At 63.5% G+C, this 22,174-nt stretch carries 21 protein-coding genes; 12 read left to right on the forward strand and 9 right to left on the reverse strand.

Going from position 1 to position 22,174, the window contains the following annotated elements; translation table 11 throughout:
- Positions 1 to 30: 30 nt before the first annotated feature.
- From A6B35_RS16765 to A6B35_RS16795, 7 genes are all read right to left on the reverse strand, one after another.
- Positions 31 to 840, reverse strand: coding sequence for a PA3715 family protein (locus A6B35_RS16765; protein WP_244426106.1), 810 nt, complete (start codon positions 838 to 840; stop codon positions 31 to 33).
- Between the two features lie 127 nt (positions 841 to 967).
- A complete protein-coding gene (locus A6B35_RS16770) occupies positions 968 to 2,653 on the reverse strand; it encodes a tetratricopeptide repeat protein (RefSeq protein WP_006205909.1) in 1,686 nt (561 codons plus the stop codon).
- 238 nt (positions 2,654 to 2,891) lie between these two features.
- Positions 2,892 to 4,532, reverse strand: coding sequence for an ABC transporter substrate-binding protein (locus tag A6B35_RS16775; protein WP_006205911.1), 1,641 nt, complete (start codon positions 4,530 to 4,532; stop codon positions 2,892 to 2,894).
- Positions 4,533 to 4,799: 267 nt separating this feature from the next.
- Positions 4,800 to 5,777: an alpha/beta hydrolase gene (locus A6B35_RS16780; protein ID WP_006205912.1), complete on the reverse strand. Its 978-nt coding sequence runs from the start codon at positions 5,775 to 5,777 to the stop codon at positions 4,800 to 4,802.
- A gap of 17 nt (positions 5,778 to 5,794) precedes the next feature.
- Positions 5,795 to 6,472, reverse strand: coding sequence for an isochorismatase family protein (locus A6B35_RS16785; protein WP_006205913.1), 678 nt, complete (start codon positions 6,470 to 6,472; stop codon positions 5,795 to 5,797).
- Entirely contained in the window at positions 6,473 to 7,777 is a 1,305-nt protein-coding gene (locus A6B35_RS16790) for a M24 family metallopeptidase (protein WP_006205914.1), read from the reverse strand.
- Between the two features lie 86 nt (positions 7,778 to 7,863).
- The gene (locus A6B35_RS16795) at positions 7,864 to 8,760 is read right to left on the reverse strand and encodes a GlxA family transcriptional regulator (RefSeq protein ID WP_244426110.1); all 897 of its coding nucleotides are present in this window, start codon (positions 8,758 to 8,760) and stop codon (positions 7,864 to 7,866) included.
- A gap of 183 nt (positions 8,761 to 8,943) precedes the next feature.
- Between A6B35_RS16795 and A6B35_RS16800 the strand changes: the two genes are divergently transcribed.
- A complete protein-coding gene (locus A6B35_RS16800; protein WP_006205916.1) occupies positions 8,944 to 9,441 on the forward strand; it encodes a GAF domain-containing protein in 498 nt (165 codons plus the stop codon).
- On the opposite strand, the gene A6B35_RS16805 is transcribed toward A6B35_RS16800, so the two are convergent.
- Complete coding sequence (locus A6B35_RS16805) at positions 9,438 to 10,532, reverse strand: YeiH family protein (RefSeq protein WP_006205917.1); 1,095 nt, start codon at positions 10,530 to 10,532, stop codon at positions 9,438 to 9,440. The genes A6B35_RS16800 and A6B35_RS16805 overlap by 4 nt on opposite strands.
- A 317-nt stretch (positions 10,533 to 10,849) precedes the next feature.
- Between A6B35_RS16805 and A6B35_RS16810 the strand changes: the two genes are divergently transcribed.
- The 6 genes from A6B35_RS16810 (at position 10,850) to A6B35_RS16830 (ending at position 16,735) form a co-directional block, all read left to right on the forward strand.
- Complete coding sequence (locus A6B35_RS16810; protein ID WP_006205918.1) at positions 10,850 to 11,311, forward strand: GNAT family N-acetyltransferase; 462 nt, start codon at positions 10,850 to 10,852, stop codon at positions 11,309 to 11,311.
- 138 nt (positions 11,312 to 11,449) lie between these two features.
- The gene (locus A6B35_RS16815) at positions 11,450 to 12,883 is read left to right on the forward strand and encodes an aldehyde dehydrogenase family protein (RefSeq protein WP_006205919.1); all 1,434 of its coding nucleotides are present in this window, start codon (positions 11,450 to 11,452) and stop codon (positions 12,881 to 12,883) included.
- Between the two features lie 172 nt (positions 12,884 to 13,055).
- Complete coding sequence (locus tag A6B35_RS37525) at positions 13,056 to 13,181, forward strand: SEC-C metal-binding domain-containing protein (RefSeq protein ID WP_425277679.1); 126 nt, start codon at positions 13,056 to 13,058, stop codon at positions 13,179 to 13,181.
- 189 nt (positions 13,182 to 13,370) lie between these two features.
- Complete coding sequence (locus A6B35_RS16820) at positions 13,371 to 14,666, forward strand: hypothetical protein (RefSeq protein ID WP_065518223.1); 1,296 nt, start codon at positions 13,371 to 13,373, stop codon at positions 14,664 to 14,666.
- 231 nt (positions 14,667 to 14,897) lie between these two features.
- Positions 14,898 to 15,500: an ANTAR domain-containing response regulator gene (locus A6B35_RS16825; protein WP_006205921.1), complete on the forward strand. Its 603-nt coding sequence runs from the start codon at positions 14,898 to 14,900 to the stop codon at positions 15,498 to 15,500.
- Positions 15,497 to 16,735, forward strand: a complete 1,239-nt coding sequence (locus A6B35_RS16830) for a CmpA/NrtA family ABC transporter substrate-binding protein (RefSeq protein ID WP_040584011.1) — start codon at positions 15,497 to 15,499, stop codon at positions 16,733 to 16,735. The genes A6B35_RS16825 and A6B35_RS16830 overlap by 4 nt, the downstream gene beginning before the upstream one ends.
- Before the next feature lie 242 nt (positions 16,736 to 16,977).
- On the opposite strand, the gene A6B35_RS37180 is transcribed toward A6B35_RS16830, so the two are convergent.
- On the reverse strand, positions 16,978 to 17,106 hold the full coding sequence (locus tag A6B35_RS37180) for a hypothetical protein (protein WP_280110147.1): 129 nt from the start codon (positions 17,104 to 17,106) through the stop codon (positions 16,978 to 16,980).
- On the opposite strand from A6B35_RS37180, the gene A6B35_RS16835 reads away from it, so the two are divergent.
- From A6B35_RS16835 to A6B35_RS16855, 5 genes are all read left to right on the forward strand, one after another.
- Positions 17,093 to 18,409 carry a CmpA/NrtA family ABC transporter substrate-binding protein gene (locus tag A6B35_RS16835; protein WP_006205923.1) on the forward strand — a complete coding sequence of 439 codons (1,317 nt, stop codon included), beginning with the start codon at positions 17,093 to 17,095 and terminating at the stop codon, positions 18,407 to 18,409. The two genes, A6B35_RS37180 and A6B35_RS16835, sit on opposite strands and share 14 nt — an antisense overlap.
- 95 nt (positions 18,410 to 18,504) lie before the next feature.
- Positions 18,505 to 19,401: a nitrate ABC transporter permease gene (ntrB, locus tag A6B35_RS16840; RefSeq protein ID WP_006205924.1), complete on the forward strand. Its 897-nt coding sequence runs from the start codon at positions 18,505 to 18,507 to the stop codon at positions 19,399 to 19,401.
- Positions 19,402 to 19,411: 10 nt separating this feature from the next.
- Entirely contained in the window at positions 19,412 to 20,209 is a 798-nt protein-coding gene (locus A6B35_RS16845) for an ABC transporter ATP-binding protein (RefSeq protein WP_006205925.1), read from the forward strand.
- A gap of 406 nt (positions 20,210 to 20,615) precedes the next feature.
- Complete coding sequence (locus A6B35_RS16850) at positions 20,616 to 20,813, forward strand: hypothetical protein (RefSeq protein ID WP_006205926.1); 198 nt, start codon at positions 20,616 to 20,618, stop codon at positions 20,811 to 20,813.
- Between the two features lie 57 nt (positions 20,814 to 20,870).
- Positions 20,871 to 22,172, forward strand: coding sequence for an MFS transporter (locus tag A6B35_RS16855; RefSeq protein WP_006205927.1), 1,302 nt, complete (start codon positions 20,871 to 20,873; stop codon positions 22,170 to 22,172).
- Positions 22,173 to 22,174 lie beyond the last annotated feature (2 nt).

Raw genomic sequence — 22,174 nt, forward strand, 5'->3', positions numbered from 1 at the left:
ATTGGTCGAGAATAAGTTAGCGCGACCTTCTCACCGCCCCAGGACCTTGAGCGCCTCCGGGACCGGGTATCGGCTGCCGTCATAGCGCAGCCGGTAGGTCAGCTTCACAGGCTTGCCGGGATGGGACTGGCACTCGCCGTCCTTGTCGGGAGAGGGCTCGTCGGTATCCCTCCGCTCGATCACGGTGATGTCGTGATAGCCGCGGTGGCTCGCCGAGTGCATCGTCAGGCTGACCTCGCGGGAATGAAAGGATCCGGTGCAACTGGCATCGCCTTCGCCGCCAAAGTCGGCCACGACGAGGCCGTCGAGCACCAGGCGCAGGCCATCGCTGGCGAAGGCATAGAGCCGCAGGTCGGTTTCTCTGAAAGGATTGGGCTGCGAATGGTTTGCCATTTCGATGCGCAGGCCGAAGGCGGTGACATCGGGCGCCAGCCTGTAGCGGCCCGTATCGAATGCGATCTCGCGGATGGCGATGGCGTCATCGTTCATCAGCCCGGGCTGGAGCAGGCGCTGGCGCACTTGCAGGCTCTTCGCGTCAAACACCAGAAGCTCGATATCGCCGACATGTTCGTCGACACTGAGTTTTGCACTGTCGAGCAGCGGCACCGCGACCAGCAGCAGGTCGTCATGGGCGGGCCAGATCTTGCAGACCAGGCCGAATGAATTATCGCCCTCCGGGAGCGTCAGGGAGATGCTGGTATGGGGTTCGAGCGTGAACGATTTGCCGTCGGCGCTCTTCTGGGCCTTGGGATAGGCCAGCTGCACCAGGGCGGCAGCGTCGCCGCAATCGTCGGCCCTGGCCTGGGCGGGCAACAGGCTGGCGGCGGCGAGGCCGAGCAAGAGGGTACCTGACAGCAATCGCATGGGGGTTCTCATCTCGCAGGGCCGGGTTCGGTCAGGATTGTCTACGCGAGATTGGCGGCGGCGCACAGGGGTGCAGGAAAGTCACGACACCTCCTCAGGCTCGTCAGTGGCAGCAGCTATGCCCTGCCTGGACACTTGTCCGGCACAGGCAGGACGAGGTGATCGGCACGTCTGTTCGGTCCTGCGCGGTGGCGAGCCTGGCCTGCAGCAGCGGCAGCTCGCCAGTGTCGCCGCGGCGTTTCAGGCACTCGACCAAGCCGTGCAGCGCCCAGACATTGTCCGGATGCTGGGCGCAGCGCTGGACCGTGCCGCTCAGGCCGAGATCGTCACGATAGACCTGTTCGGCCTCTTCAGCGTGACCCTGGTCGAGGAGCAGGGCGGCCAGCGCATGGCGCGGCGGGTGCATCCACGCCCACGGTTCGGTGTAGGAAAGATTGTCGTCGAGCTCGACCGCTTCCCTGAGATGGACATAGGCCTCCTCATGCCGGCCCTGGTGATAGGCTAGTTCGCCGTCGAGCAGGGCAGCGCCGACGGCCAGCGAGGCGCGGGTCGGGTTGCTGAGGAAGCGCCGCTCCGGCGGTATGCGGCTCAGATGAAGGTGGAAGCGCTCGCGCTCCTGTTCGGCTGCCTTGAAATCCCCCAGCGTCGCATGCGCGACGCCCTTGGCGTAGTGCTGCATGGCGGTGGTCAGCACATAGAGGTCCGGCTCCTCAACCATCGGCTCGTCGATGATCTCCTGCCAGCGGCCGAAGCGCACCTGCACATGCGATTTCATGGCGTGGTAGCCCTCCACGGTCTGGGTGAGCTTCGGTCGGTCCGGAATGCTGACGACGTCGCGCGTCACCAGGCTGCGCACCTTGTCGGCCGCCCACAGCGCCGGCCTGTGCTGGCCGAGGAACATGCAAGAAAACATCATCAGATGCAGGTCGTGACAGCAGCCGAGCAGGTAGTAGGAAGTCTCCTGCGCATAGGCGAGATAGAGGTCGTTGGCGCGCACCGCCTTTTCGCTGGCGCGTTTTGCTTTTTCGTATTCGCCGCAGAGCACATAAATATGCCCCGGCATATGGTTCATGTGGCCGGCATCGGGGCACATCGTGCCGAGCAGGTCGGCCGAGCGCATGCCGCGTTCAGGCATGGTCGACATTTCCAGCAGATGGATGTGCAGATGGACGATCGCCGGATGCTGCGCGACGCCGCGTTCGTCTGAGAGTCTGATCGACCGCTCGCAGACCTCGAGCGCCTCCAGCACGTCCGAGTTCGGCGCCGGCTTGCCGGTCTTGAGGTCCCACAGACGCCGCACCGTGCGCATCATCAGCGCTTCGACAAACAGCGCCATGACGTCGTGGTCATCGGGAAAGTCGGCATGGACGCGCCGCATCTCGGCGGCATAGGCATCGTCCCACTGCTCGAATTCCGCTGGCGTCACGCGGTGCGGCTTCTGGAACCGGCAGGCCAGCGCCTCGATCAGCCGCCTTTCGACTGTGCTCGCCTGATCGGTATTGGCGCGCGCAAGCTGGATGTGATCAAAGCAGAGTTTCGTCGCCCTGTTCGCCTCGGCCTCGCCATGCTCCTTCCAGGTCAGATTGTAGAAAGGGCCAGCCGCATAGGCGATGCCCCAATGCACGAAGGCGCATTCAGGATCGGTTTCCAGCGCCTTCTCAAAACACTTGATGCCTTCCTCGTGGTTGAAGCCGTAGCACCAGTTCAGCCCGATATCGAACCAGCGCTGCGTCTCCGCCGAGCGGGTGGAGATGGGGCGCCGGTAGGTGCCGAGATCGAAATGATCCATGCCTGAATGCTTCTCGCGCTGATGATCAGTCAGGCGCAATCTGTGCCAAAATTCACGCGCATGGCAAATGGCATTCGGCGAGCGCCTGCCTCCGCTTAGCGGTCAAACGTCCCGGGCGAAACGGTTCAAGCAACGAACCATCATCGAGCGGATGTCGGTCGCGCAGGTTCCGGACGTCGTCAGGGCGGCCACCGCCTGACGCGCCCACGATAGGTGGTCGCGTCAGCCGATCGACAGATCAGCTCTCCAGCCAGACCTTCTCGAAATGCTGCTCGAGCGACTGGTGCTGCTCGCAGCCATGCACGCCTTTGCGGTAGGTGCGGTAGACCGAGCGCCAGTAAGGCTGGATGATGATGCCGGAGTCGCGCAGATTCTGCTCGATCTTGGCCATGATCTCCTTGCGCGCCTTGGCGTCGGGCATTGCCAGCGCCCTGTCGAGCAGTTCGTCGAACTCCTTGTTGGCATAGGCACTTTCGTTCCAGGCGGCGCCCGATTTGTAGGCCAATGCCAGCACCTGGACGCCGAGCGGCCGTCCCAGCCACTCGGTGCAGGAGAACGGGTATTTGCTCCAGTCGTTCCAGAAGGTCGCGGCCGGCAGCACGGTGCGCTTGATCTTCAAGCCTGCCTCGCGCATCTGCGCGGCGATCGCATCGCCGGTGCTCTTTTGCCATTCGACATCGACCGAGATCAACTCATACTCGTGGTCGGCCTTGCCGGCCTCAGTGAGCAGCTTCTTCGCCTCATCCACATCACGCTTGGCCGGGCCGATATCGGCATATTCGGGGTGCACCGGGCCGACATGGTGGTTGTCGGCCGGCTTGCCGCGACCGTCGATGCCAAGTTTCAGCACGGCTGAATTGTCGACGGCAAGCTGGGCGGCACGGCGCACCTTGGCGTCGTCATAGGGCGCATTGCCGACATTGAAGCGCGCCACGATAGTCGAGCCGGTGGCGATCTCGGAATTCTCGAGCCCCATGTCTTCGGTCTGCGACACGGCATCGGAGGCGGTCTCGTGGTCGGTGTCGATCTCGCCGGATTCGAAGGCCGACAGCATGGCGTTGGGATCGGAGCCGTAATCGACCCATGTGATGCCGTCGAGATGGAACTCGCCCTTCCACCACGGCTTGTCCTTGCGGCGTACCTCCGCACTCGTCTCGGCATCCCATTTCACCAGTTCGCAAGGACCGGTGGTGATCGCCAGCGCCTTCATCGGGTCGCCGTCGCCATCATAGGAGCGGTGCATGATCAGCGCCGGATAGTCTGCCATGCCGGCGATCAGCGAGATGTCGGGCTTGGGCAAATTGAGCTTCACGGTGAAGTCGTCGACTTTCTCGATGCTGCCGTCGACCGGCTTCTTGGTATCGGCATTGACCAGCGCGCCCATGCGCGCGGCGACCGAATTGCCGGCGACCGAGGCGTCGCACCAGCGCGTCAGATTGTGGACGACGTCGTCGGCGTTGAACGTATCACCGTTCGACCAGGTGATGCCCTTGCGCACATGAAGCGTCAGTGTCTTTGCGTCGTCGCTGGTCTCCCAGCTTTCCAGCAGCCACGGCTCGAAGCTGAAGTCGGTGTTCCAGCGCACCAGATATTCGTTGCAGTGGCGCGCGACATTCGACATTTCGACGCCGTCGAAGGTGCGCGGATCCTTGAATCCCTTGACGTTCATGGCGACGCGGAGTGTGCCGCCCTTTTTCGGTTCCTCAGCGCGGGCGGGCGAGGGGGCAAGGCCGCCGAGCGCCAGCGCACCGGCCGCGCTGACGCCGAACCCGGCCATCAGGGCGAGGTACTCGCGCCTATTCATGGCGCCTTTCTTGAAATCGTCGGCGATCGGCTTTGCGCGCGGGTGCAGCTTTCGGTCGGTCAGCATGAACTTCATCGTCGTTCCCTCCTGTTGGTGCATGTCGCCAAAAGCATGCTTTCGGGCCTGACCCGAGGGTGCGCTGCGGTTTTGGGGCAACGACATGCACGCAAGACCAGGTCGCTCCGGTTGCCGCCAGACGCGGGGGGAGGATGCGGTTCACCGGAGCGCCATTGCCTCAGCCGATGATAGGGCGGGCTTACGCGGGGAAATGTTCGCTTTTCCGCAGTTCTTGTGCGCTGTTCCGCAGCGGGCTGCGAGGACGGCGAGACAACGAGATGGCGTTCAGGACGGCTGGTTGTTCTTGCCCAGCATGGTCACGGAAGCGATGGCCGAGAGGATATCCAGGAAAGCCTCGCCGGCGCGCGGCACGCCCTTGCGGGCGCGCAAGAAACTGTGCACGAGGCGCGGCTCCTCCTGCCACCAGGCCGAGCCGCCGGCGGCAACGATGCGGTCGCGATAGGCCTCGCCGTCCGACGATAGCGGGTCGCATTCCGCCGTAATGACGAAGGTCGGCGGCAGGCCGGAGAAATCACCGTCGCGCAACGGCGAAAAGGTCGGATCGTCGGGTGATTGTCCGGGTGCAGAGCGGATGCGGCGATAGAAATCGATATCGCCGAGCGAAAGAAGCGGCGCATTGGCGTGCTCGATGTAGGAGCGGCCGGTCTCGTCGCCGCCGAGGCCGGGATAGATCAGCACCTGTCCGGCCGCGCGGCGCGGGCTGCGGCGCGTCGCATGCGCGACGGCGGCGGCCAGATTGCCGCCGGCGCTCTCGCCGCACAGCACGATCGGCAGGGCGCTGGTCGCGGCCGCCCACTCGAACACCGCCAGCGCATCGTCGAAGGCGGCGGGATGAAGATGCTCCGGTGCCAGCCGGTAGTCGGCAGAAAACACCTCGAACCCGGTGGCTGCGCAGATCTCGGCGCAGATGTCGTCATGGCTGTCGAGCCCGCCCAGCACGAAGCCGCCGCCATGATAGTAGACGACGATCGCCTGCGGCGTCTTGCCGGCGAGCCGGTAGCGCCGGACAGGAATGTCGCGAGCGGCGCGACCGACCAGGCCGTCACTGGCTGACACGCCCGGCGGATGGCCCTGGTGGAAGGCCCGGCACATCGCGTCATAGACCGCCCTTTGCTCGGAGATCGGCAACTCGGCGATTTCGGGCGGATACCACTCATTGACCCGGTCGATATAGAGCCACAAAGCCGGATCGAGCCGCCTTGCGTATTTCCCGCGCCTGGTCATGTGGTGGACCGTGCCCATCGCATCCGATCCTCGCGTCAGAGGTCGTCGTAAAGCCCGGCCGCGTTCTCATAGGTGAAGCGCAGCGGCACCGAACCCTCGACCTGCCAGACGCTGACCGTGTCGCCCGACAGCAGCCGGCAGGCATCCACGGTGTTGGCGACAGCGCCGCCATAGAGCCGGTTGGCGAGGTTGAGGATGGCGGTCTGGTGCATCGCTGCACTGGCGCTGCCGCAGGCGTCCTTGACCAGCAGCACGCGAAAGCCGAGCGCCACCGCATCCCTGACCGTGGCGTCGATGCAGGCCTCGGTCCACACGCCGGCGATCACCAGCCATTCGATGCCGCGCGACTTCAAATCGTCCGCCGCGGACCCTCCACCGAAGGCGCTGGCCTCGGTCTTGACCAGCATCGTCTCGCCGGCAGCCGGCGCCACTTCCGCGCAGATCGCGGTGAGCGGATCGTCCTTGTCGGAGAAGGCCGACTTGCCATCGGCATCGACCGGATGGAACGGTCGTGCCTTGGCGAGATCGACGATGTAGGCCCAGTGATAAAGCGGCACGAAATTGCGCCGCGCTGCTTCTTGCAGACGCTGGACGTTGGCGAGGATGTCGCCGAACCCTTCGACCAGATAGCGCTTGTCCTGGCGATGCTCTTCCTGGAGATCGATGAACACCGCCGCCACGGTGCCTCTGCTGATCGAGATCGGGCGCTTCATTCAAACGTGCCTGTCAAGGAAATCGTCCTCATAGGGGAAGCGCGACAGAAGCTCGGTGCCGGTCTCGGTGATCAGGATCTCGTCCTCCAGCTTGACGCCCTCGCGGCCGCCCTTCTCGCCAATATAGCTTTCGACGCTGACCACCATGCCGGGCACGATGATGCCGTCGCGGCCATAGGTCTCGTAGTCCATGGCATGCGCGATGAACGGCGTCTCGCCATGCATGCCGACACCGTGCATGACCGAGGTGTAGCGCTGGTCGACGAAGCGGTCGGGGATCTTCCACGCCTTTTCGGCGATCTCGCGAAAAGCCATGCCGGGCTTTACGATCGAGATGTTGTGCTGAACCTGGTCATGCGCCATGCGGTAGAGCGATTTCTGATAATCGGTCGGTCTGCCCGGCCCGCAGCGGAAGGTGCGCGAGAAGTCGGAATAATAGCCGTAGCAGCCGATCGTGTCCGTATCGAGCGCCAAGAGTTCGCCCGGCCTGATCTTGCGGCCGCTCGCCTCGTTGAACCACGGGTTCGTGCGTTGGCCCGAAGTGAGCAGGCGCGTCTCGATGAACTCGCCGCCCTGGCGGATCACCTCGTGGTACATGATGGCGAACAGGTCGTTTTCGGACACGCCGGGTTTTATCGCCTCGCGCACGGCTGACACGGCGGCCTCGGCGCCGGCCATCGACACCTGCAGGCATTTCACTTCCTCCGGCGTCTTCACCGCGCGCACCGCCAGGATTTCGCCCTGGCAATCCCTGACCTCGCAGCCGCGCTTTTCAAGCGCCAGCGCTTGCAGATGGCCGCAGCGGTCGAGGCCGAGCTTCATCGAGCCGCCGCCGTGCTTTTTCAAGAGCTCGGCGATCTCGTCGGCGAACGGGCCGGCGGTCTCGTCGTCGCGGCCCGAGACGGAGGACCAGACCAGCTTGGAAGGACGCGCCTCGTCGATCGTGTCGAGCACCATGGAGACATGGTAGCTTTGCGGATATTCGAACAGCACGATCGGCCCTTCGGTCGGGATGAAGAAATAGCGGGTCGAATTGCGCAGGAAATAGCCGAACATGTTGCGCGAGCCGGTGGCGTAGCGCTGGTTGTAGGGATCGAACAGCACGATACCGCCATAGCCTGCCTCGCGCATCCAGGCGCGCAGCTTTGCCAGACGCCCTTTGCGCAACGCATCCGCATCGATGAAGGACGGCTCGGTGTCCGACAGCCACATGCCGCCGGCCGGATCGGCCGCGGCCGGGTGGCGCATGCGGTCCTTGAAGTCCACGTCCTCGGTGCTGTCGGGGTCGAAAACGACGATGCTCATGGGTGCCTCCTGAAGCGGCGAAGATGGGCCATGCGTCATGCAAACGCTGTGCGGAATCCCGCAAATGTCGTGCCGGATGCCGCACCCTAGTGCCGCCGCATCCCCTTCGGCGCATGCCCATGCTCTTCCCTGAACGCCCGCGCAAAGCTCGACATCGAGGCAAAGCCGCAGGCTAAAGCCACGTCGCGCACCATCAGGGTGGAGTGCGCCAGCAGGTCGGCGGCGCGCTTCAGCCTGAGGCGCCGGTAGTAGCCATTGGGCGAGATGCTGAGTTCGGTTCGAAAATTCCGCTCGAGCTTGTCCGGCGAAACGCCGAGCCTTGTCGCCAATTCCGCCATGCCGAGCCGCTCCTCCACCGCGTCCTCCATGATGGCGATGGCCGACAGCACCAGCTCGTTCTGCACGCCGGTGCGCAGGCGCAGCGGCATCAGCTTGCGGTCCACACTCGATCGCAAAGGGCTGTGCACGAACCATTCGGCAACGCCGGCGGCGAGCTCGGCGCCGTAGTCGCGGGTGATGATCTCCAGCATCATGTCGAGGCTGCCGACGCCGCCGGCCGACGTAAAACGCTTGCGGTCGATGACATAGAGATCGCGTCTCAGCTCGATGTCCGGAAACGCCTCGGTGAAGGCCGCCTGGCTGGTCCAGTGCAAGGTGCAGGCATGGCCGTCGAGCAGGCCCGCGCGGGCGAGGAAGAACGCCGCATCCGCCACCGCACCAATATCGGCGCCGCCTCTGAGGCTCTTGCGGATCCAGCTCAACGCCTCGTCGGCGACGAGATGGTCTGCATCGCCGCCGGAGCAAACGACGATGCGGTCGACCTTCGGTGCATCGCCGGCAAAAAAGCCCGGCTGGATGACGACGCCGTTCGAGGCTTCGACCGGACCCTTGCCGGCGCCAACGATCACCCAGCGATAGCATTCCTTCTTGGCCAGCACATTGGCCGCGCGCAACGGCTCGATCAGCGAGCTGAACGCCATCATCGGAAAACCGGGGAAGACCAGCACGGCGAAGGTGAGGGGAGCCTCGGCCGCCAACGGCTGCGTGCGCTCACGTTTTCGATTGGCGAGGGTGGCGTTCACGATTGTGTATTTCCCGGCAGCGTCATTGGTGGCAGAGAAACTGTAGCGGGCGTATCCAGCCGCTGGCAACGGAGACAAGCGACCATGTTTGCGGCAAAAACCATCGACAGCAGCGACAAGGCAGCGTTCTACCGCGATCTCGTCGCCCAGCTGAAGGCGCTTCTCGAGGGCGAGCGCGACTCGATCGCCAACGCCGCCAACACGTCGGCGCTGATCTTCCAGATGGTGCCCGACCTCAACTGGGCCGGCTTCTATTTCCTGGCGTCCGACGAGGAACTGGTGCTCGGGCCCTTCCAGGGCAAGCCGGCCTGCGTGCGCATCGCGGTCGGCAAGGGTGTCTGCGGCACGGCCGTCGATCTGGATATGTCGATGCTGGTCAAGGACGTGCACGACTTTCCCGGCCACATCGCCTGCGACGCGGATTCGCGCTCTGAGCTGGTCGTGCTGCTCAGGGACAATGACGGCGTCTTCGGCGTGCTCGATCTCGACAGCCCGACGCCCGGCCGCTTCGACAAGGAGGACCAGGCCGGCATCGAGAAGCTCGCGGCGATCTATGTCGCGGCGAGTTCCTTCGAGGACTAGACGAACTTCACCAGCATCAGGCTAAAGCCGCCGACGAACAGGAAGGCGAAGAAGGCCAGCATCAGCGGGCGCAGGCCGCGCGAGCGCAGCTGCGAGATGTCGGCCTGAAGGCCCATGGCGGCGAGCCCCATGGTCAGCATGATCTGGGTGGCGAGAGCGATCGCCGAATGGATTTCGGCGGGCATTGCAACCATGCTGTTCAGCGCCACAACCGCGATGAACGCCACGACGAACCACGGCATGGGCGCCTTCGCCGCCGACGGATCCGCACTGCCGCGGCGCGCCATCAGGCCGAGCGCGAGTACCATCGGTGCCAGCATGGCGACGCGCGTCAGCTTGGCGACGGTTGCCGTCTCGCCCGCCTGCGTGCCGTTCTGGAAGCCGGCGCCGATCACTTGCGCCACCTCGTGGATCGAGGCGCCCGCCCACAGGCCGAACGCGTGCTGGTCGAGGCCAAAGACCGGCGCCAGTAGCGGAAAGCAGAGCATGGCAATTGTGCCGAACAGCGTGATGGCGGCAACGGCGTAGGTGACGTCTTCGTCGCGCGCGTCCGTCACGATGTTGGTGGCGACGATGGCCGAGGCGCCGCAGATCGAGGTGCCGGCGGCAATCAGCTGCGCTAGCTTGCGGTCGACGCCGAGCAACCGGCCGAGCGTGACGGTGAAGACGAAGGTGGCGCCAAGCGTGGCGGCCACGATGCCGACGCCGCCGGCGCCGATCGCCGCCACCTGGCCGAGCGTCAGCTGGAAGCCGAGCAGCACGATGGCGAAGCGCAGCAGACGGCGCTGCGAAAAGGCGATGCCGGCCTTGGCGTGGACGGGCGTGCCGAGCACATTGGAATAGATCATGCCGGCGACCACGGCCAGGATCATCGGGCTGAACAGAGCAAAGCCTGAAACGCTGCGGGCCGAGTAGGCGACGCTGGTGATCATTGCCACCAGCACGATGCCGGGCACCACGCCGGCCCAACTGACCGCCGCCGCGCCTGTGCGCGTTTCAACGGCGGCTCCGTTTGGAAGATCGTTCGCGGTGGTCGACAGGAAAGACAAGGAAATGCTCCAGGCGGGTTCGCCAGTGGAATGCCATTCCATTACCGATCTTTCCAACGAATTATTCGCATCACAACGATCGATTTTTCCGAACGATTGCGAGGCCGTCGAATTGACTGCGGACGATGGGCTGCACTCCTGCCTCTATCCGCCCCGGCAGGCGGCTTGACGCTTCGCCGTTTCTGTTCCAGCTTGCCGCAATGTTCGCCTTTCCCGCCAACTCGCAGCGATGCCGTTCTCACGAGCGGCAAGCTGATTGCGCGAGAATGAAGGCCGCCTAGTCGACAATCCGGTCTGTTCGTCCCCAGCCCCGCCCATCCAAAACGGATCGGCGGGTTTTTTGCATTTTGGAGCATTGAATGACTGATCTTTCCATCCAGTTTCGGCCGGCCGAGCCGGCGGATGCAGCCGCCATCAGGGACATCGTGCGCGCCGCCTATGCCAGATGGGTGCCGGTGATAGGCCGCGAGCCCTTGCCGATGCGGGCCGACTACGACAAGGCCGTCCGCGAGCATCGGTTCGACCTTGCCATCGAGAAGGGCGAGATCGTCGGCCTGATCGAAACCATGCGACATGAGGATCACATCTGGATCGAGAATCTCGCCGTCGCGCCTGACGCGCAGGGCAGGGGCATCGGCCGGCTTCTGCTCGACAGAGCCGAGCGCAGGGCGGTCGAAGCCGGTTGCGCGGAGCTTCGCCTGCTGACCAATGGCGCGTTCGAAGCCAATGTGCTGCTCTATCGCAAGCACGGCTACGCGATCGACCGGGAAGAAGAATTCATGAACGGGATAACCGTCTATATGAGCAAGACACTCGCGTAGTTTTGTTTGGCTCCGAGCCGAACGGGCTTGGCTCAACGACTGGCGCTTGCGTTTGACAGTGCCGACCGCGCATCGTTATCTCTGGAAAAATACGACGATCCCCCAATCAAAATCGAGATCCGCCCCGAGGAGGAAACCATGTCCCACAATCTGCAGTTCTACATCGATGGTGCCTGGGTCGATCCGGTCGTGCCGAACACGCTCGACGTCATCGATCCGTCGAACGAAGACGCCTTCGCGCAGATCTCGCTCGGCTCCAAGGCCGATGTCGACAAGGCGGTGGCCGCCGCCAGGCGCGCCTTCAACACATTCGGCTTCACCGAGGTCGCCGAGCGGCTCGACCTGTTGAACCGCATCATCGACATCTACAAGAAGCGCAGCGCCGATCTTGCCGTTGCCGTGTCGCGCGAAATGGGCGCGCCGCGCCAGATGGCGCTGGACAGCCAGGTCGGCGTCGGCCTCGCGCACCTGCAGAAGATGGCCGAGGTGCTGAAGAGTTTTCAGTTCCGCCACATCAGGGGCTCTTCGCTGGTGGTGAAGGAGCCGATCGGCGTCGTCGGCCTGATCACGCCGTGGAACTGGCCGCTGAACCAGATCACCTGCAAGGTCGGTCCCGCACTTGCCGCCGGCTGCACCATGGTGCTGAAGCCGTCGGAAATCGCGCCGCTCGACGCCATCATCTTCGCCGAGATTCTGGACGAGGCCGGCGTGCCGAAGGGCGTCTTCAACCTCGTCAATGGCGACGGGCCGGGCGTCGGCCAGGCGCTCTCCAGCCACCCGGATGTCGACATGATGTCGTTCACGGGCTCGACCCGCGCCGGCATCCTGGTCGCCAAGGCCGCCGCCGACACAGTCAAGCGCGTGCATCAGGAGTTGGGCGGCAAGTCGGCCAACATCCTATTCCCCGATGTCGACCTCGAAAAGGCCGTCAGCAAGGGTGTCGCCGGCTGCTTTAGCAACAGCGGCCAGTCCTGCAACGCGCCAACCCGCATGTTCGTGCCGCGCGACCGCCACGACGAAGCGGCCGCTTACGCCAGGACGGCGGCGGAAAAATTCACGGTCGGCCCGGCCGATGCGCCCGGATCAAAGCTCGGCCCGGTGGTCAGCCAGATCCAGTTCGACAAGATCCAGGACCTGATCCAGGCCGGCATCGACGAAGGCGCCACCCTGGTCGCCGGCGGCCCCGGCCGTCCCGCCGAACTCAACCGCGGCTACTATGTCCGGCCGACCGTCTTCGCCGACGTCACCCACGACATGCGCATCGCCCGCGAAGAAATCTTCGGGCCGGTGCTGGCGATCATGCCCTATGACAGCGTCGACGAGGCGATCCATACCGCCAACGACACCGTCTACGGCCTCGCCTCCTACATCCAGGCCAAGGACATCCAGAAGGCTCGCGAAGTCGCCGCCCGCATGCGCACCGGCAACGTCTACATCAACTACCCGACCTGGGACGCCGGCCTGCCGTTCGGCGGTTACAAGCAGTCCGGCAACGGCCGCGAATATGCTGAGTATGGGTTGGAGGATTTCCTGGAGATCAAGGGCATCGCGGGGTACGAGGCGGCGGAGTAGGCACGAGGCGGTTGGGGCCGGCGTTTGGCGCCGGCTGTGATGGGCGCGGTCTAGCCGCGCCCCTGCTATTTGAAGGCGGCGTTTCGCGAAAGGCTGCAAGTATATCTTGGAGGTGCAGAGGCGGTTCCGCAGTCAAATGCTGGATTTGTCGATCTGTGCTAGCTTGTCGCCAATGAATTCGAAAACTTGGAGTCGATTCCTTCCGACGCGGAGAAATGGACCTTGTCCGTGCAAGAGCGGGCTGCGGTTCAAGCATTGTCATGGGCGCTTCAACACCTCAGCGACCATGGACGAATGAATTGAACAGCAACTCAACGAGTTGATGCGGGTCAGAGAAGCCGAGGAGATCCTTCGCAAACGTCAGCAAGGTTATGGTAGGCCAATGCTGACGTCCCTATACAATGGCGTTCGGGTTGTAGTTGTTGGGAGGCGGATGGTTCATTCGCCTAGTTGGCAATTTGTATCCGACTTCCTAATCGATAATCTTATGACTGTTTTCGGTCGAGAGTGGGGCGCCAATGCCTCTCAAACGATTGCAGATCATATGCTTTTTAGCTGGTTGGACGGCCTTGGTGAAGCACGAAAGGAAGTCGGAGAAGGTGTATTACTCCCGCCCAGGGGAAATGTGTCTGCCTTAACTCGTCTCGCCTACGCTCTTTACCTCCTTGAGCACAACGATAAGCCGCAGCAAAACCTCCTAACCCGGCTGAGACATCCCGTTAATTTCGCACCCGCCGTGTACGAGGCGCTAGTGGCGTCGGCATTTGCCCTGGCCGGCGCGCGGATCGATGGCGCTGAGGATGAAACAGGCGGCGCTCCTAAACCTGAGTTCTTTGCGACATTCCGAAATGGACTTATCTACGCAGTCGAGGCGAAACGAAAGAAAAGTTGGAAATCCCCGTTTGACTTGAACAGCGATGCGTTTGTCGACGAATTGCAGGGCTGGTTACGTGACAAGCTATACAAAGCTTCAAAGAAAGCTCTGGCAAACCCCGTTTATTGGTTTGAGTTAGGGATCGACGCAGAAATCAATCCGGATGAGGTAGATCGTCTTCGCCAAGTCGTCGTTGCAGGTGTTACGAACGCCGAAACAATCACTGTTAACGGGGGGCCTCCGTCTCCGGCCTACGTTTTCGTGACCAACAACCAGGACTTGGTCAATGAGGAAGCATCGAATCTAGGTTTTTTCGCTTTGCTCATGGGATTTGCCATGGACAATTTCCGCGAAGGGGTCGTCGACATCGAGACTGCGATGGACAATCACGACATACACCGTCCCATTCGGTGGGTGCATGACTGCTTGTCCTTGGTACAGCGAGTGCCTAACAGCTTCGAAGGCGTGCCCGATGAGTTGTTGGACGATCAGGGCCAGCCGATAGACACATTAAGGATTGGAAAGCTAATCCCATACCCCAGAAGCGACGGCACGGAGGGCGTCGGCCGAATCCGAGAAATTGCAACCTTGGACCAACAGGCAATGGTCGTGTTGGTGGACGAACAAACCAATCAGCAGGTCTTCGCCAAACTGCTCCTCAAACCCCAGGAGGCAGAAGCGGCCAAGAAATTCGGAAACGCGATTTTCGGAAAGCCCGAAGGACCTCAAAGGGTCATAGGCGATCGCCTGAGACTCTATGATCGCATGCTTGAAATATATGCTGATTATGACCGCAAATCCCTTCTGAATCAGATTAGGAAGCATCCAAACCTAATCGATTTCGAAAACCTGGATACGGAAAATCTAAGGATAAGAGTGGCGAGAGAGATAGCCAAATCCATTGGATAATCATGCATCCCGCGAGATCCCCTGTCGCTTCCTAAGCTTCTGAATTTGCTTAAGGAAAACTTGGCTCGAGAAACTAGGATTCGAACCGGGACTCGCGGTGTCAGAGTCGCAGTCTATCGTTAACCTACTCCCCAGCAGGCGCAGTCTGTAACGCGCGAAGCGGGCGGCTATGCGCCGCGAACCTTGCCCATCCCGCATTGCACAATCTCCTCGCATCAGCAAAATACAGCCATGGTCCGCTCCTCACTCGCCGTTCTGGTGATCGACGAAAACCGCATCCGTGCCTCGATCATTGAGGCCGGGCTGCGGGAGGCTGGCCATGAGCGGGTCACGGTCATCCATGACGTCACCGGCATTGCGCGCCGCATTGCCGAGATCGAACCTGATGTCATCGTCATCGATCTCGAAAACCCGAACCGCGACATGCTGGAAAACATGTTCCAGCTCTCGCGCGCGGTGAAGCGGCCGATCGCCATGTTCGTCGACCGCTCCGACCAGGCCTCGATCGAGGCGGCGGTCGATGCCGGCGTGTCGGCCTATGTCGTCGATGGTCTGCGGCAAGAGCGCGTCAAGCCGATCCTCGACATGGCGGTCAGCCGTTTCAACGCCTTCTCGCGCATGGCGCGCGAGCTGGAGGAGGCGCGTAGCGAATTGGAGAGCCGCAAGGTCATCGACCGCGCCAAGGGCATTTTGATGAAGTCGCGCGGTTTGAGCGAGGAGGCGGCCTACACGCTGCTGCGCAAGACGGCGATGAACCAGAACCGCAAGATCAGCGACATCGCCCAAAGCCTGGTGACTGCCGCCGGGTTGCTTGGGCCGCTGGAGGACGAGTGAGCATGGGCCACGAAATCACCGCCGGCTTCATGCCGCTCTTCGACAGCGCCGTGCTGGTCGCCGCGCGCGAGATGGGCTTTGCCGCGCGCGAGGGCATCGAGCTCAAGCTGCAGCGCGAGACGTCCTGGGCCAACATCCGCGACCGCATCGCCATCGGCCATTTCGACGTTGCCCATATGCTGGGGCCGATGCCTTTGGCCTGCAATCTCGGCCTGACGCCGCTGGCCTCCGAGACGATCGTGCCGTTCTCGCTGGGCCTGGGCGGCAATTGCGTCACCGTATCCAACGCCGTCTGGCAAGGCATGGCGGCGCATGGCGCCGCGCCAGACCTCGACCCGGCGCGCGCGGGTGCAGCGCTCCGTGCGCTGATCCGGGAGCGGGCAGGGGCCGGCCGCGATCCGCTGCGCTTTGCGGTTGTGCATCCGCATTCCGGGCACAATTACGAGCTGCGCTATTGGCTCGCCGCCTGCGGCGTCGATCCGACCCAAGAGATCGAGATCGTCATCGTGCCGCCGCCCTTCATGGCCGATGCTTTAGCCGCCGGCCGCATCGACGGCTATTGCGTCGGCGAACCGTGGAACAGCGCCTCGGTCGCCGCCGGCACCGGCCATATCGTCACCGTTAAGGCGCTGCTGTGGCGCAATAGCCCGGAGAAGGTGGTTGGTGTGCGCAAGGCGTGGGCGCAGGAGAACCCGGATGCGCTGGCGGCGCTGCTGCGCGCCCTGCATCATTCGGCCCGCTGGTGCCAGGATCCGGCCAACCACCAGGAATTGGCCGCGGTGATGGCGCAGCCCGGCTTCCTCGGCCTGCCGCCGGCAGTGCAGATGCCGATCCTGACCGGCCATCTCGATCTGGGCGGCGGCGCGGAGTGGGCGATCGACGATTTCTTCGTGCCTTTCGACAAGGCAGCGAACTTTCCCTGGAAGAGCCACGCGCTGTGGTTTTACACGCAGATGGTGCGCTGGGGGCATGTCGAGCACACGCCTGAGAACCTTGCTATCGCCAGGGACTGCTACCGCCCCGACCTCTACCGCTCGGCACTGAAGCCGCTTGGCGTGGCGCTGCCCGGCGCCAATGCCAAGGTCGAGGGCGCGCTGAAGGCCGCGACGCCGGTCGGTTCGGCGGGGGCAAGCCTGGTGCTTGGTCCCGACGGTTTCTTCGACGGTCAGATCTTCGATCCCGATGAGATCGACGCCTACATTGCCGGCCAGAAATTGGTCCGCGCTGAAGCCTGATCATTTTCGCGCCATTCTTGTGCATTGCACAAAAATTGTGCGCGCGCTTGCGCTAATGAACAATCTTTGGCTAGCGCGCCCTGCGGGCGGGCGCGCCGCCATTGGGGCATGTCGTTGATTTAATTCATGTTTGTCATCCATTCTGAAACTGGCACGGTTCCTGCTTTGTCATAGGCAGGCTCTTCTAGGGTCACGGAACGGGCGTCCAATGGCGGGCGCCACAGGCAAAGCTGCCGCTCAGGTCAACACGCGATCCCGGATGGACGGACGCGCGCGGCCTGGCCGGCGGCTTTTTTGTTTTGATCGAACACGCAATCGACGGCGCCGATCCCAAGCGGCGCCCAACCGGAGATGACGATGACGAAACGCATCAAGACCGAAGCCCCTCTCGAGGGCATGACCCGCCGCAATTTCCTGATGGCAAGCGCTGCCACCGCGGCAACCCTGGCGGCGGCGCGTGCGCTGCTGCCCTCCGGCGCCTATGCGGCGCCGGCCGCTCCGGAAGTGACCGGCGCCAAGCTCGGCTTCATCGCGCTGACCGACGCCGCCCCGCTGATGATCGCCAAGGAAAAGGGTCTGTTCGCCAAGTTCGGCATGCCCGATGTCGAGGTGCTGAAGCAGGCCTCCTGGGGCGCGACGCGTGACAATCTGATGCTCGGCGGCGAGGCCAACGGCATCGACGGCGCCCACATCCTCACGCCGATGCCCTACCTGATGCACACCGGCAAGGTGACGCAGAACAACCAGCCGCTGCCGATGGCGATCGTGGCGCGGCTCAACTACGACTGCCAGGGCATCTCGGTCGCGCAGGAATATGCCGCGACCGGCGTCGGCCTCGACGCCTCCAAGCTGAAGGAGGCCTTCGCCGCCAAGAAGGCCGAGGGCAAGGAGGTCAAAGCCGCCATGACCTTCCCGGGCGGCACGCATGACCTGTGGCTGCGCTACTGGCTGGCCGCAGGCGGCATCGATCCCGACAAGGACGTCTCGACCATCGTCGTGCCGCCGCCGCAGATGGTGGCCAACATGAAGGTCGGCAACATGGACGTGTTCTGCGTCGGCGAGCCGTGGAACGAGCAGCTCGTCCACCAGGGCGTCGGCTTCACCGCCGCCACCACGGGCGAATTGTGGAAGGGCCATCCGGAAAAGGCGCTCGGTCTGCGCGCCGCCTTCATCGAAAAGAACCCGAACGCCACCAAGGCCATCCTGATGGCCGTCATGGAAGCCCAGCAATGGTGCGAGGCCAAGGAGAACAAGGACGAGATGGCCGCCATCATCGGCAAGCGGCAATGGATGAACGTGCCGACCGCCGACATCATCGGCCGTCTCAAGGGCGACATCAACTACGGCAACGGCCGCGTCGCCTCTGGCACCGACCTCTACATGAAGTTCTGGAAGGACGGCGTGTCCTATCCGTTCAAGAGCCATGACAGCTGGTTCCTCGCCGAGAATGTCCGCTGGGGCAAGTTCGCGCCGACCACCGACATCAAGGCGCTGGTCGACCAGGTCAACCGCGAGGATCTGTGGCGCGAGGCGGCAAAGGACCTCGGCGTCGCCGCTGCTGATATTCCGGCATCGTCGTCGCGCGGCGTCGAGACCTTCTTCGACGGCAAGACCTTCGATCCGGCCAATCCGTCGGCCTATCTCGACAGCCTGAAGATCAAGGCATCGGCTTAGGCGCAACCGCGCCTGCGCGGTTGTCGCAGGCGACCCAGGCGCAAGCGGCATCAGCCGCTTGTCGCCAGATCCGACCCACGGAGCTTTTCGAAAACATGTCAATCCAAGCCATCGAGGACACCAAGGTGAAGGCGTTTCCCGCGCCGGCCGAGCCGTCAAAGGTGATCGCTTTCGCCACAAAGGCGCGGCGCCGTTTCGACCCGCTCGCGATCGTGAACAAATTGGCAAGCACGCTGCTGCCGCCGGCCGTCGTCATCGTACTCATGCTCGTCGTCTGGCAGGTCGCCTGCTCGTCGCCGACCTCCAGCCTGCCGCCGCCGAGCCAGGTGTGGAACGAGGCCTATGACCTGATCGCGCATCCCTTCTTCGACAATGGCCCGCAGGATATCGGGCTCGCCTGGCGGGTGCTGATCTCGCTGCAGCGGGTCGCCATCGGATTTGGCCTCGCGGCAATCGTCGGTGTCGCGCTCGGCGCGCTGGTCGGCCAGTCGGTGTGGGCGATGCGCGGCCTCGATCCGGTGTTCCAGATCCTGCGCACCGTGCCGCCGCTTGCCTGGCTGCCGCTGTCGCTGGCGGCTTTCCGCGATTCCAGCCCGTCGGCGATCTTCGTCATCTTCATCACCTCGATCTGGCCGGTGATCATCAACACCGCCGTCGGCGTCCGCAACATCCCCGAGGACTACCGAAACGTCTCGCGCATCCTGCGGCTCAACCAGATCGAGTTCTTCGTCAAGATCATGGTGCCGGCGGCAGCGCCCTACATCTTCACCGGCCTGAGGATCGGCATCGGCCTGTCCTGGCTCGCCATCGTCGCCGCCGAAATGCTGACCGGTGGCGTCGGCATCGGCTTCTTCATCTGGGATGCGTGGAACTCGTCGCGGCTGCCCGACATCATCGTCGCGCTTGCCTATATCGGCGTCACCGGCTTTTGCCTCGACCGCCTGGTCGCGACGGTCGGCACCTTCGTCACCCGCGGCACAACGGCAAAGTGAGGAAAGCGCCATGACGGCCTATCTGAAACTCGACCATATCGACAAATCCTTTGCCCGCGGCGGCCAGGTCAGCGAGGTGCTGAAGGACATAAGACTGACCATCGACAAGGGCGAATTCGTCTCCATCATCGGCCATTCCGGCTGCGGCAAGTCGACCTTGCTCAACCTGATCGCCGGGCTGACCAAGGTCTCCGCCGGCGCCGTGCTGCTCGAGGACAAGGAGGTCGACAGCCCGGGACCGGAGCGCGCCGTGGTGTTCCAGAACCACTCGCTGCTGCCCTGGCTGACCGTTTACGAGAACATCAACCTGGCGGTATCCAAGGTCTTCGGCGGCACCAAGAGCCGTGCCGAGCGGCATGACTGGATCATGCGCAATCTCGACCTTGTGCAGATGGCGCATGCGAAGGACAAACGGCCGGCGGAAATCTCGGGCGGCATGAAGCAACGCGTCGGCATTGCGCGTGCACTCGCCATGGAACCGAAGATCCTGCTGCTCGACGAACCGTTCGGCGCGCTGGACGCGCTGACCCGCGCGCATCTGCAGGATGCGGTGATGGACATCCATTCGCGTCTCGGTTCGACGACGATCATGATCACCCATGATGTCGACGAGGCGGTGCTGCTCTCCGACCGCATCGTCATGATGACCAACGGTCCGGCGGCGACCATCGGCGAGGTGCTTGCCGTGCCGCTCGCCCGGCCGCGCCGCCGCGTCGAGCTCTCTTCCGACCGCACCTTCCTGCGCTGCCGCGAGGCGGTGCTGAAGTTCCTCTACGAACGCCACCGCTTCGTCGAAGCCGCGGAGTAGGGCCATGACCGAAAAACGCGTCATCATCGGCAACAGGCGACCTGCATCCGCAATGGGCAATCTACCGCATTGCACAAATATTATGCTGCTGTGCAAGCGTTCTGACTAATCTTTGATCCGTTGTCGGGCTTGGTCAAAAGTCGCGCGGCTGCGGTTTCGCTTTGATTTCCTTGGAGAATATAGAGCGCTGTCGAATTGGCACGCTTCCTGCTTTTCAGAATGCGGGCCCGCATGGGCCAAGAGACACGACGGCGTCCAATGGCGGGCGCCACAGGCAAAGCTGCCGCTCAGGTCAACACGCGATCCCGGATGGGCGGACGCGCGAGGCCTGGCCGGCAGCTTTTTTGTTTTGACCGAACACGCAATCGACGGCGCTGGTCCCAAGCGGCGCCCAACGGAGACGACGATGACGAAACGGATCGGAACTGGCGCGTCCCTGGCGGACTTCACGCGCCGCGATTTTCTGGCCAGCAGCGCGCTGACGGCGGCACTGTTCACCGCCGCGCTCCTCCTCTTTCCCGCAGGCGCCAAGACTGACGGCAAGGGTCCCGCGGTGACCGCGCAGAACTCGGTCTCATCCAGCTCGCCGATGCCGCGCCGCTGACAATCGCGAACGAACAGATAAGGGCGGTGCCTCCCACGCCGCAAACCGGAGCCTGAAATGACCGCAAATCTCCCAGCCGCGCCCAGCCAGGATGGTGCCCCCAGGCAGGCGCTCATGATGTCCACCATCGCCTTTACTGTCTGCTTCGCGGTGTGGACGATCTTTTCAATCATTGGCGTGCGCATAAAGCAGGAGCTGGGGCTGAACGAGACGGAGTTCGGCCTGCTCGTCGGCACGCCGATCCTCACCGGCTCGATCGTGCGCATGGTGCTCGGCGTCTGGACCGACCGTTTTGGCGGACGGCTGGTCTACACCGCGACCATGCTTGCGGCGGCGGTCGCGACCTTCCTGCTCGCCTTTGCGCACACCTACGGGCAGATGCTGGTCGCCGCGCTCGGCGTCGGGCTCGCCGGTGGCTCCTTCGCTGTCGGCGTCGCTTATGTCTCGCGCTTCTTCCCTGCCGGCAAGCAGGGCACGGCCCTCGGCATCTTCGGTGTCGGCAATGTCGGGGCCGCGGTCACCAAGTTCCTGGCTCCGTTCGTGCTTCTCTCCTGGGGCTGGCAGTCGGTCGCGCTGATCTGGGCAGCGGCACTCGTCGTCATGGCCGTCGTCTTCTGGTTCACTACCAGCGACGATCCGGTCATCCGTGAGCGCCGCGCCGGCAAGGCGGCGCCCGCGAGAAGCTTCTGGCAGGAATTCGCGCCGCTGAAGAACCTGCAGGTCTGGCGCTTCGCCTTCTACTATTTCTTCGCCTTCGGTGCGTTCGTCGCGCTGTCGCTGTGGTTGCCGCGCTACCTGATCGGGGTCTACGGCTTCGGGCTGGCGACAGCCGGCATGATCGGCGCTGCCTATTCGATCCCGGCAAGCATCTTCCGCGCCTATGGCGGCGTGCTCTCCGACCGGATCGGCGCTCGCACCGTGCTCTACTGGACCTTCGCTGTGTCGTCCGTCGCCACGCTGATCCTGTCGCTGCCGTCGGCCGACTATGTCGTTCACGGCATCAGCGGGCCGATCCCCTTCCACTTCGCCATCGGGCCGGTCGCCTTCATCGCCGTCGCCTCGATACTCGGCTTCTTCATGAGCCTGGGCAAGGCCGCCGTCTACAAGCACATTCCGGCCTATTATCCAGGCAGCGTCGGCGCGGTCGGCGGCGTTGTCGGCATGATCGGCGGGCTCGGCGGCTTTGTCCTGCCGATCGCCTTCGGCGCCCTCAACGACCTCACGGGCGTATGGTCGAGCTGCTTCATGCTGCTCTTCGTCATCGTCGCCACCTGCTTTGCCTGGATGCACGTCTCCATCCGGCGGATGGAGCGCGCGGCATCTGCCGAAACTTCAGCCCTTTCCTACGCGGCTGAGTGAGA

The organism is Mesorhizobium amorphae CCNWGS0123 (assembly GCF_001686985.1).
In the GTDB taxonomy this organism is placed as follows: Bacteria; Pseudomonadota; Alphaproteobacteria; order Rhizobiales; family Rhizobiaceae; genus Mesorhizobium; species Mesorhizobium amorphae.